Source organism: Stenotrophomonas sp. PS02298 (assembly GCF_029959445.1).
In the GTDB taxonomy this organism is placed as follows: domain Bacteria; phylum Pseudomonadota; class Gammaproteobacteria; order Xanthomonadales; family Xanthomonadaceae; genus Stenotrophomonas.
Genome location: NZ_JASCOR010000012.1, coordinates 38,019 through 49,367 on the forward strand (window position 1 = coordinate 38,019; position 11,349 = coordinate 49,367).

At 64.7% G+C, this 11,349-nt stretch carries 7 protein-coding genes; 6 read left to right on the plus strand and 1 reads right to left on the minus strand.

Annotated elements, in window-relative coordinates; genetic code table 11:
• Positions 1-108: 108 nt before the first annotated feature.
• The 3 genes from QMX78_RS03655 to QMX78_RS03665 all read left to right on the plus strand — a co-directional run bounded on the left by QMX78_RS03655 (position 109) and on the right by QMX78_RS03665 (position 7,345).
• Complete coding sequence (locus QMX78_RS03655) at positions 109-5,469, plus strand: DNA repair ATPase (RefSeq protein WP_282266625.1); 5,361 nt, start codon at positions 109-111, stop codon at positions 5,467-5,469.
• Positions 5,447-6,184 carry a hypothetical protein gene (locus QMX78_RS03660; protein ID WP_282266627.1) on the plus strand — a complete coding sequence of 246 codons (738 nt, stop codon included), beginning with the start codon at positions 5,447-5,449 and terminating at the stop codon, positions 6,182-6,184. The genes QMX78_RS03655 and QMX78_RS03660 overlap by 23 nt, the downstream gene beginning before the upstream one ends.
• A gap of 63 nt (positions 6,185-6,247) precedes the next feature.
• Positions 6,248-7,345 (plus strand): toxic anion resistance protein, encoded by a 1,098-nt coding sequence (locus QMX78_RS03665; RefSeq protein WP_282266629.1) that lies wholly within the window; start codon positions 6,248-6,250, stop codon positions 7,343-7,345.
• Positions 7,346-7,551: 206 nt separating this feature from the next.
• Here the strand turns inward: QMX78_RS03665 and QMX78_RS03670 are convergent, their stop codons facing one another.
• A complete protein-coding gene (locus QMX78_RS03670; RefSeq protein ID WP_282266631.1) occupies positions 7,552-8,442 on the minus strand; it encodes a LysR family transcriptional regulator in 891 nt (296 codons plus the stop codon).
• Positions 8,443-8,536: 94 nt separating this feature from the next.
• Between QMX78_RS03670 and trpB the strand changes: the two genes are divergently transcribed.
• Genes trpB through trpA form a run of 3 tightly spaced genes read left to right on the plus strand, consistent with a single transcriptional unit; the run spans position 8,537 to position 11,227 of the window.
• The gene (gene trpB / locus QMX78_RS03675; RefSeq protein ID WP_282266633.1) at positions 8,537-9,754 is read left to right on the plus strand and encodes a tryptophan synthase subunit beta; all 1,218 of its coding nucleotides are present in this window, start codon (positions 8,537-8,539) and stop codon (positions 9,752-9,754) included.
• A complete protein-coding gene (locus QMX78_RS03680; RefSeq protein WP_282266635.1) occupies positions 9,754-10,425 on the plus strand; it encodes a hypothetical protein in 672 nt (223 codons plus the stop codon). The genes trpB and QMX78_RS03680 overlap by 1 nt, the downstream gene beginning before the upstream one ends.
• 1 nt (position 10,426) lies before the next feature.
• Positions 10,427-11,227, plus strand: a complete 801-nt coding sequence (trpA, locus tag QMX78_RS03685; RefSeq protein WP_282266637.1) for a tryptophan synthase subunit alpha — start codon at positions 10,427-10,429, stop codon at positions 11,225-11,227.
• Positions 11,228-11,349 lie beyond the last annotated feature (122 nt).

The window sequence follows — 11,349 nt, forward strand, 5'->3', positions numbered from 1 at the left end:
GTGGCGTTGATGCGCCGCCTGGCTGGAGCTGGCGGCACACGAGCATGAGGGCGTCGGGGATTCCGTCCCGAGGGCGGAATCTGCCGATGTCAGAGCAGGGAACAATCGATGGCCGATACAAATCTGGACGCTGCCGCTACGCAGGAAGGCGGCTCCATCGCCGATCAGGCGGTGGCGCAGGGCGGTGCCTATGAGGTGCTGCGTAAACGTCTGAGTGATCAGGGCGCACGTTTGCGGCAGGTGGTGGACGCGCTGAACCAGCGCCGGCTGCAGGAGTTCGGCGACAGCCGGATGGAAGTGATCGGGCGCTTTCGCATCCGCAGCGAGAACAACTGCGTTGGCCGCGATGTGGTGCAGGTCGGCGACGACCTGCTGCTGTTCGGCTACAACGTCTTCATCGGCTTGAAGACACAGACCCGCATCGAGGATGTGTTCGGGCTCTATCGCCTGGTGGACGGTACCGAAGGCTACGACGTCACCCCGGTGGACCTGAAAAGCAGTTTCCTGGCACAGGCCGGCTTCGTCCACGATTTCGGTGAGCTCTACGCGTATTACAAAAATGCGCGCCTGCTGCAGCTGATCGTGCGCGACGGCAAGTTGCTGGCTGCGTTCCAGATCGGCGAGCGCAGCACTGATGTGCGCGTGTTCCGCTGGGCGATGGCACCCAGTGGCGAGCTGACCTATATCGATGCACGTGGCGAGCGTGATATCGCGCTGCCGCCGCCGTTCGATTTCGAGTGGGCGCGTGCTGGCCGTGACATGCTGATCACCGGCCGCTTCCCGCACCTCAACATCCTCGACACCATCTTCGTCGAGACCACCGGTGGTGACCTGACCATCAAGGTCGAGAACAATACCGAGACCGGGCAGGGCGTTTACAGCGAGCCGGTCGAGGACAGCACGCAGTCGGTGGACGACGCGACCATTGACTTCGCCAAGGTCGGCTCGCTGATCCTGCTGAAGATCCAGCCGTACCGCGAGGACAGCTGGCGTGGCCTGATCTACAACACGCTGACCGGCAAGGTGGTGCGCAACGACGCCATCGTCCAGGCCTGCGTGCAGCTGCCCGATGACCATGGCGTCATCTTTCCCGGTGGCTATTACCTGCAAAGCGGCGAGCACAAGGCGTTCGATGCCTCGATGCAGGGCATGCGTTACAAGCGCTCGATCCGCTCGCCGAACGGCGAGGACATGTTGTACATCTTCTACGAGCGTGAAGCCGGCAAGTCGGCGCTGTTCGTCTACAACAGCATCCAGCGTGTGCTGCAGAACCCGGTGTTCGGCATGGGCTACGCCTTCATGCGTGATGGTCGCATGGTCCTGTTCAATGCCGAAAACGAGGAGCCTACCCGCGTCCATCCGATGCAGGTCTGGCAGACCCCGTTCAGCAGTGATGAATTCGCTGCACATGCACCCACCGGCACCAGCTTCATGGCCCGCATCGGCAATGCCGAGCTGGTGCGTGGCATCTCCAATCTGCTGGATCTCGGTCGCGAGATCGACAGCCGCGAGGTATCGCTGCCGCGCTACGAGCTGCTGACCCATAACGCGCGCCGTCTGTTCGATACTCACCATTGGCTGGATGATGCCAATTGCGACGGTGCGGCAACGCTGCTGCGCGAGATCAGCGCGACCGGCGAATCGATGCTCGATGAGTACGAAAAGGTCGAGAGCATCCGCAAGCAGTCGGCGCAGGCGATGGCCGAGGTCACCACCGCGCACAAGACGCTGCTTGGGCGGTTGCAGCCACAGAACTGGACGAAGATCGGCGAGTTCGTCGAGTCGCTCGGCGAGATCGGCAAGCTGCGTGGCCGCCTGCTGACGGTACGTGACTTCCGTTATGTGGATGTTGCCGCCATCGACGCAATGAATGCGTCTTTGCAGGAGGCGCATGACCGGGTTGGTGCGGCGGCGGGTGAATTCCTTGGCAGCGACAAAGCGCTGCAGCCGTTCGCTGATCGATTGCAGGAGCTGGATGTCGCCGCGCAGGTGGCACAGACCGCCAAGCAGCTGTCCGAGCAGATCGCGCAGATGCAGGTGATGTCGGGCGATCTGGATATGTTGTCCGAGCTGATGGCCAGCCTGAAGGTTGACGACGCCGCGCAGCGCACGCGCGTGGTCGAGGCCATTTCCGCCATCTACGCCAAGCTCAACCAGGCGCGCGCACGTGCGGATCAGCGCCGTCGTTCGTTGGGTTCGGCTGAAGCCGTGGCGCAGTTTGGAGCGCAGTTCTCCCTGTTCAGCCAGGCCATCACCAGTGCGCTGGGTTTGGCGACCGATCCGGAGCGCGCCGACGAGCAGTTGTCGCGGTTGATGGTGCAGCTGGAAGAACTGGAGAGCCAGTTCGGCGAGCATGAACAGTTCCTTGGCGACATCCTCAACAAGCGTGAGGAGCTGCTCGATACCTTCGAGTCGCACAAGCAGACGCTGCTGGATGCGCGCCAGCGCAAGGCACAGTCGGTACTGGACGCAGCCAACCGTATCCTTGATGGCCTGGCCAAGCGTACCGAGCGCTTCACCACCGTTGATGAACTGAACGCTTTCTTCGCCGGTGACCCGCTGATCCTGAAGTTGCGTGAGCTCGCCGATCGCCTGCGCGACTACAAGGACAGCGTCAAGGCCGACGACGTGGAAGCGCGGCTCAAGGGCGTGCGCGACCAGGCGGTGCGGGCGCTGCGTGATCGCAGTGATCTGTTCGAAGGCGGCGGCAACATCATCCGTCTTGGCCGACACCGTTTCAGCGTCAACACCCAGCCGCTGGACCTGACCATCCTGCCGCGCGGCGATGGTCTGGCAGTACATCTCACTGGCACCGACTACTACGAGGCCATTGTCGATCCGGAGCTGGAGGAGCTGCGCGACTATTGGCCGGTGACGCTGGATTCGGAGTCAGCCGCGCTCTATCGCGGGGAGTATCTGGCGGGTCTGCTGCTGGATGCGGCCATCAACGGTCGCGATGGCTTGAGTGTCGAGTTGCTGCTGCGCGAAGCCGCACAAGCCGATGCCTTGGCCAAGCGGGTGCGCGATTTCGCTGCGCCACGTTACCGCGAAGGCTACGAGAAAGGCATTCACGATCACGATGCGACGTTGATCCTGCAGGCGGTTCTGCCGCTGTATCAGGCGGCAGGATCACTGGTGCATGCAGCGGGTCCACGCGCGCTTGCCTTGCTGTTCTGGGCGCGCGAGGGCAAGCGCGAGGAAGTGAGCCAGTGGTTGGAACGCGCCGCCGGTGCGTTCGCCATCGCCAAGCTGTTCAATGTGCGGGACGGGCTTGATGCCTTGCGCACGGAGATCGCATCGGCGTTGGCGGCCTTCCAGGACGAGCATGGCTTGCCGTTCGACAGCGGCGTGCCAGCCTTGGCTGCCGAGTACCTGCTGGCGGAGCTTGGCAACGGCGAGCCAACCTTCTCCTTCAGTGGCTACGCGCGGCAGCTGCTCGGCGGCCTGCGCGAACAGCTGCAGGCTGCCGGGCAAGCGGATGCATTTGATCGCAGCCTGCAACGTCTGAACACGCGACTGGCCCTGCAATGGGCGCAGGCGCTGCAATGGTTGCAGGCAATGTGTGGCCAGCCGAAGTTTGCCGCCATGGCCGGCTATGTGCCGGAAGCCGCTGCGATGCTGCTCGGCGAACGGGCTTTGCGCAGCCAGGTACGCGAGGTGACCTTGATCGCCGATGTCGGTGGCCTGCTCGGTGAGCATGCGCGCGTCGCCCAAGGCCACCCGCAGTTGGCGGTGGATGATTTCCTGCAGCGCTGGCAGTCGCATCGCCGCCAGTTCCAGCCCGGTTTCGAGCGCTACCAGGCGCTGCGCCATCGCATCAGTGCGCGCGAACGCGATTCGCTGCGGCTGAGCGAATTCCAGGCGCGGCCGCTGAGCTCGTTCGTTCGCAACAAGCTGATCAATGACGTCTACCTGCCCATCATCGGTGACAACCTCGCCAAGCAGATGGGCACGGTGGGCGAGAACAAACGCAGCGACCTGATGGGCCTGCTGATGATGATCAGCCCGCCCGGTTACGGAAAAACCACATTGATGGAATACGTGGCCAACCGGCTTGGCCTGGTCTTCATGAAGATCAACGGCCCGGCGCTGGGCCATGAAGTGCGCTCGCTGGACCCGGAGCAGGCACCGGATGCTACCTCACGACAGGAACTGCACAAGCTCAATCTGGCGCTGGAGATGGGCAACAACACCATGCTGTATGTCGACGACATCCAGCACACCCATCCGGAGTTCCTGCAGAAATTCATTTCCCTGTGTGACGGCACCCGTCGCATCGAGGGCGTGTGGAAGGGCCGCACCAAGACCTATGATCTGCGTGGCAAGAAATTCTGCGTGGTGATGGCAGGCAACCCGTATACCGAGTCCGGTGAAGTGTTCAAGGTGCCGGACATGCTGGCCAACCGTGCCGATATCTACAACCTCGGTGATGTACTCGGCGGCATGGAAGAGGCCTTCAAGCTCAGCTACATCGAGAACAGCCTGACCTCCAGCCAGGTGTTGGCGCCGATGGCAACCCGTGACCTGGCCGACCTCTACCTGCTGGTCGACAAGGCTGGCGGCAAGGAGGTGTCGACCAATGCACTCAGCCACGCTTACAGCGGTGCGGAGATCAACGAGATCGTCGCCACCTTGCAGCGGCTGATGCAGGTGCGCGAGGTCGTGTATCGGGTCAACCAGCAATACATCGCCAGCGCCGCGCAGGCCGACAAGTACCGGGTCGAGCCGCCGTTCCGCCTGCAGGGCAGCTACCGCAACATGAACAAGCTGTCGGAGAAGATCTCGCCGGTGATGAATGCCGCCGAGCTGCAGCAGCTGGTCACCGACCATTACCTCGGCGAGTCGCAGCTGCTGACCAGTGGCTCCGAGGAAAACCTGCTCAAGCTGGGTGAGCTGCGCGAGGTATTGGATGCGACGCAGGTGGCGCGCTGGGAGCAGATCAAACGCGACTTCATGCGCGACAAAGCGATGGGCGGCGACGATGCCGACACTGGTGCGCGCATGGTCGCGCAGCTGGCCGATATTGCCAGTGGGCTGCAGGGCCTGCGTGCTGATGAGCCAGCGCCGGTTGCACCGCTCGCGCCGCAGGTCGAGGTGCCGTGGGAGCAGATCGTGGCCTTGTTGCAGTCGGTTGCCGAGCGTCCCGCAGCGGTGGTCGCAGCACCGCCAGCTGCCGTGGCGCCGGTTGCACCAGTGCAGGATCTGACCCCGTTGTTGCAGGTATTGGCGACAGCCCAGCAGCGCCAGGGCGAGGTTGGCGATGCACTGGCCGGCCTGGCTACGCAGCTGCAGGAGTGGCTGTCCAAGGACGGCGGTGCGGGCAGCAAGCCAGCACCGCGCGTGCGGCGCGCGCGCACGCCGGAAGAGAAGGCGTTGGACGAAGCGCTGATGCGGCATTTCTACGGCGGCAACGTGGTGGTGCCGGGGCAGCAGGGCAGTCGTGGCAATGAAGCGCCGGACGATGCCTGATGTGACGCCGCCAGTGTTGCCGCCGCCACCGCAGCCGCCGCTGCAAGCCGATGATGCGCTGGCCGTGGCCAGCTACGGCGCGGAACTGCTGGCCGCGGTGGAACAGTTGCTTGCCAACGCACCGGCTGGCACGGCCGCTGCGCGGCTGGTCGCGGAGATGAACAACATCCGCGAAGCGATGTCGGCAGCGGATGCTCGTCATATCCGTCGTTCGGTGGGTTTGCTCGGCCGCTTGCTGGGTCGCGATGTCGAGGCACAGGCACGAGCCGAACAACTGGCGACCCAACTCGACGTCTGCCTGCTGCGTGCCGATGCCTGTCTAGAGGCTTTGCAGCAGGAGCTGGGCGAGCATCTGCTGCAGGCGACCCGGGTTCAGATGGCTGTGGCGGCCATCGATGACTGGGCGGTTGCCGGCGAGGCAGTTCGTCCGCCGGACGAGCCAATGGCGCAGGCTGCGCTGCAGCGACGGCTGCAGCATCTGCGCGGGCTGGCCCGCCTGCGCGACAGCGAGGCCGGGCAGTTGCGCTTGCTGCATGCGCAGGGCGTGGAGCTGGTCGAGCGCTATCTCCGCATCCGTGATGTGCTGCTGCCGCTATGGCGGCAGCGAAGCCTGGCCGGTCGTGCCGCCGACAAGCAGGCCCAGCTGGCGCAAGCCAATGAGGCGCAGGCGCGGATTCTCGACGAGGTGGCAGCGATGCAGGCTAGACTGCGCTGAGAACCATCCTGCACATGATTGCTCGCGCGCCGCGTCGCGCCACTTGCTCAAGGAGAACTGCTGATGACCCAGGACACTTTGCCGCTGCCGGCCGGCCCTTCCGCCGATGTTGATGGCACCATGCTGGTCGCCTTGGGCCTGAGCGAAGCGGATCGCCCGCAGATCGCGCAGATCGTGCGCACGCTGGACGACATCAGCCCGGGCAACCTGCACGTATTCGGCCGCGAGGCGGCGGGCAAGAGTGCGGCCTTCTCCAGCCAGTTGCTGGACCATGTGCGCAACCGCGACCTGGATGCCTCGGGCGAGAAGCTCGGTGAGGTGGTGCGTATTGCCCGCTCGCTGAAGCTGGACGGTTTGAACGAGCGTTCCAAGGTGCCGGTGATCGGTGGCCTGATCGACCGCATGCGCGCCTCCAAGGGCGAGCTGGTGCAGAAATTCAGCGACACCAACCAGCAGATCGAACAGTTGCTGCGTGACGTTGGCGCACAGCAGGCGCAGATGGGCCAGCGCGTCGGTGAGTTTGATCGCATGCATGCCATCGTCCGCGACGAACGGCAGAGCCTTGGCCTGCACATCGCCGCTGGCAAACAGCGCCTGGCCGAACTCAGCAACGAGTTGCACGCGCTGGTTGGTCTGGAAGATCCGCAGTCGCGCATTCGGCGTGGCGAGATCGATAACGCGATCCGCCTGCTCGACAAGCGCGTGGGTGATCTGACGGTGATGCAGCATGCGGCTGACCAGTCGTTGCCGATGATCCGCCTCATCCAGGCCAATGCGATCCAGTTGATCGAGAAATTCAACGCCGTGCGCGACATCACCATCCCGTCGTGGAAGCGCCAGTTCGCCATCCAGCTGTCGCTGGGCGAGCAGAAGAACGCGGTGGATCTGTCCAATGCCATCGACGATGCCACCAATGAACTGATGCGCCGCAACGCCGACCTGATGCGGCAGACCTCGGTGGAAACGGCCAAGGCCAACCAGCGTGCAGTGATCGATGTCGCGACACTGCGCCATGTGCATGAGCAGCTGATCGCCACCGTGGAAGAGGTGCGCAGCATCCACCGCGAAGGCATGCAGCAGCGGCAGCAGGCGGAAGTCGAGTTGGCGCGTCTACGTGAGGACGTGCAGCAGCGGCTGGCACAGCCGACGCAAGGCAGCTGAATGTAGGAGCGGCGTCAGCCGCGAAACCACTGATGCGTCAGATACAGCTGACGCCAGCGCTGTTGCCCCCTCCCTTTGCCGAAGACAAGGCTTGGCTCCCTCCCTTTTGCGTAGCAAAGGGGAGGGCTGGGGAGGGGTAAGCTCTCAGGCCTTTCAAGCATTGCCAGCTTCGCAGCTGACGCCACTCCCAGAAAGGCTGAGAGCGCCTACAAAAGCTGCTTGCGCAGCCAATCCGCCAATGCCGCCACACGCGGGTCCTGCTGCTCGCCGGCGGTGCACAAGGCCCAGCAGCCTTCCGTCTCAACAAAGCTCCACGGTGCGATCAGGCGGCCGTTGACCAGGTCATCAGCGACCAGGGGTTCAGGCGCAATCGCGATGCCCAATCCGGCGACCGCCGCTTCCAGCATGTAGTACAGATGCTCCAGGCCGGTCCCATAGGTCAGCGCATCCGCATCGATGCCATTGCGCGCAGCCCAGGTCGGCCAGGCCTGGGGGCGCGAGCGCGTATGCAGCAGCGAGTGGTCACGCAGCGCTTCGACAGGCTGCCGGGCCAATACATGCGCGCCGTGCATTGAAGGGCTGAATACCGGGCCGATCCGTTCAGGCGCCAGCGCATGCACTTTCCAGCCGTTGGGCCAAGGCGCCTGGCCGAGCATCAGCGCTGCATCCAGACCATCCAGGCGTGGGGCGAAATCGCCGTCCTGTGCCGCCAGGTGCAGGGTCAGGCCGGGCAGGTCGCGCTGCAGGTCCTGCAGGCGCGGGATCATCCAGCGGGCAAGCAGGCTGCCAGGGCAGCCCAGCACGAAGGCGTCATTGCGCTGCGGCCGTCGCAGCGAGGAAATGCAGTCGCGCAGCTGCGAGAACGCGCCGGAAGTTGCTTCCAGCAAGCGATGGCCGGCGGCGCTGGGGCGGATGCCGCGGCCGTCACGTTCAAAAAGGGGCAGTCCCAGTTCTTCCTCCAGCGCCCGCAGTTGCCGGCTCACCGCGCCATGGGTGACATGTAGCTCGGCGGCAGCCTGGCTGACACTGCGCAGCCGTGCCGCAGCCTCGAAGGCACGCAAGGCATTGAGTGAAGGCAGGGATTGACTGGTCTTCATGTGAGTTTTTCTAACACGTGGTGGCTGAATTATCCATTTTTATGTCATCGGCCCTGCGTTAGAGTGCTTGCCTGTTCCTTGTAGCCGTGACGTCATGACTGATCCGTCGATCTCCGATTTCCACGCCTTCCCTGATGCGCGTGGGCACTTTGGCCGCTTTGGTGGCAGCTTTGTCGCCGAAACCCTGGTCGGGCCCCTGCAGGAGCTGGCAGCGGCCTACGATCAGGCGCGGGTCGATCCGTCCTTCATTGCTGCCTACGACAAGGACCTGAAGCATTACGTTGGCCGTCCCAGCCCGATCTACCACGCCGAGCGCCTGAGCAAGGACGTAGGTGGCGCGCAGATCCTGCTCAAGCGGGAAGACCTGAACCACACCGGCGCACACAAGGTGAACAACACCATTGGCCAGGCCTTGCTGGCCGCGCGCATGGGCAAAACCCGCATCATCGCCGAGACCGGTGCCGGCCAGCATGGCGTGGCCTCGGCCACGGTTGCCGCGCGACTGGGCCTGGAATGCGTGGTCTACATGGGTGCCACCGATATCGAGCGGCAGAAGATCAACGTCTACCGGATGAAGCTGCTCGGTGCCACGGTGGTGCCGGTCAGCAGCGGCTCGGCCACGCTCAAGGACGCGCTCAATGAAGCGATGCGCGACTGGGTCACGAACGTGCGCGATACCTTCTACATCATCGGTACCGTCGCCGGCCCGGACCCGTACCCGCGCATGGTGCGTGACTTCAACGCCATCGTCGGCCGCGAGGCGCGTGCGCAGATGCTGGAGGATTATGGTCGTCTGCCCGATGCGATCACCGCCTGTGTCGGTGGCGGTTCCAACGCCATCGGCCTGTTCCATGCCTTCCTCAATGATCGCGAGGTCAAGATCTACGGTGCCGAAGCTGCCGGCGATGGCATCCATACCGGCCGCCATGCCGCGTCCATTTCGGCCGGGCGCCCGGGCGTGCTGCACGGCAATCGCACCTATGTATTGTGCGACGACGACGGCCAAATCACCGAAACCCATTCGATCTCCGCCGGCCTGGATTACCCGGGCGTCGGCCCCGAGCACTCCTTCCTGTCCGATACCGGTCGCGCCCAGTACGTGGGCATCACCGATGAAGAAGCGTTGGCTGCCTTCCATCGCCTGACCCGCATCGAAGGCATCCTGCCAGCGCTGGAATCCAGCCATGCGGTCGCCCATGCGATCAAGCTGGCGCGTGAGTTGCCCAAGGATGCGTTGGTGCTGTGCAATCTGTCCGGCCGTGGCGACAAGGATGTGCATACCATCGCCGCGCGCGAAGGTCTGGTGCTGTGATGGCTGGCTTCGCGAATCCCCGTTTGCTGCGCACGCCCTTGCTGCTGGGCCTGGTTGCGGCCTTGGCAGGATGCACGCCGTCAGCCCCCGCGCCGGAACCTGCTGCGCCTGCCACTTCGTCGGCGGTTCCCGTCGCGCCCGCGGCAGCAACGGCGTCCCCGGCACCCGCCCCAGCGGGTGCTGCCACCAGCGCATCCGCCGGCCTGGGCGAGTTGGGTGCGTTGCGCATCGGCGCGCCGTTCGGCAAGGCGCCGGGTGACAAGGCGTTTGTCTCGCATGGCATGCGTGAGGTGATGGAGGGCGATTGTGAGTACTACGACAAGGGCTCCTTGCCCGAGAACATGTCGATGATGGTGATCGCCGATCGCATCGTGCGCTTCGAGGTGAATACCCCCTTCGAGCCGGGTCAGCAGGTTGCTGAGCCTGCACCTGGTGCCGAGGTGACGCCGTTCCATCTGTGGGTGGGCATGACGGTCACCGAGGCCAGGCAGCGTCTGCCGGCGGGCGTGGTGACCAGTCCGCATGCCTACAACTCGCCCAATGGCGATTACCTGACCTGGACCGACAAGGCTGCCAACCTGGCCCTGCGCCTGGAAACACTCGATGGCCTGATTACCTCCATTTATTGGGGCCAGCCCGATGCGGTCGAACTGATTGAAGGATGTGCCTGAGATGGCTGTTACCCGAATTGACGAATGTTTCGCCCGCCTGCGCGCCTCCGGCCGCAAGGCGCTGATTCCCTTCATCACCGCTGGCGACCCCTCGCTGGAGGCGACCGTGCCGGTGATGCATGCGCTGGTCGAGGCCGGTGCGGACGTGATCGAGCTTGGCGTACCGTTCTCCGACCCGATGGCCGATGGCCCGACCATCCAGCGCAGCTCCGAGCGCGCCTTGGAACGCGGGGCAGGGCGGCAATATGTGTTTGATGCCGTGGCGCGCTTCCGCCAGGCCGACACGACCACCCCGGTGGTGTTGATGGGTTATCTGAATCCGGTCGAGATCCGCGGCTATGCCCGTTATGCCGAAGAGGCGGTAGCGGCAGGGGTGGACGGCATTCTGCTGGTCGATCTGCCGCCGGAAGAGGCTGATGAGCCACGCGCCGCGTTTGCCGCAGCCGGCCTGGCCTTGATCCTGCTGGCCTCGCCGACCAGCAGCGATGCCCGCCTGGACAGCCTGTGCCAGGCGGCGCAGGGCTATCTGTATTACGTCAGCTTTGCCGGCGTCACCGGCGCGTCCGAGCGTCTGGACAGCAGCGCGGCTGGCGAACGCCTGCGCCTGCTGCGCAGCCGATCCACTGCGCCGGTAGTAGCGGGTTTCGGCATCAAGGATGCGGCCAGTGCGGCGGCAATGGCGGTGGATGCCGACGGCGTGGTGGTCGGCAGTGCGCTGGTCTCGGCGTTGGTTGAGACGTCGAATCCGGTCGCGGCGGCAACCGCGTTCCTCAAGCCGCTGCGCGAAGCGCTGGATCGCTGAGCGTCGTCACCTGTAGTGGGGGGGGGGGGGGGGGGGGGGGGGGGGGGGGGGGGGGGGGGGGGGGGGGGGGGGGGGGGGGGGGGGCGGGGCGGCCCGTCCGCCGCCCGCCCGCCCGCCGGCCG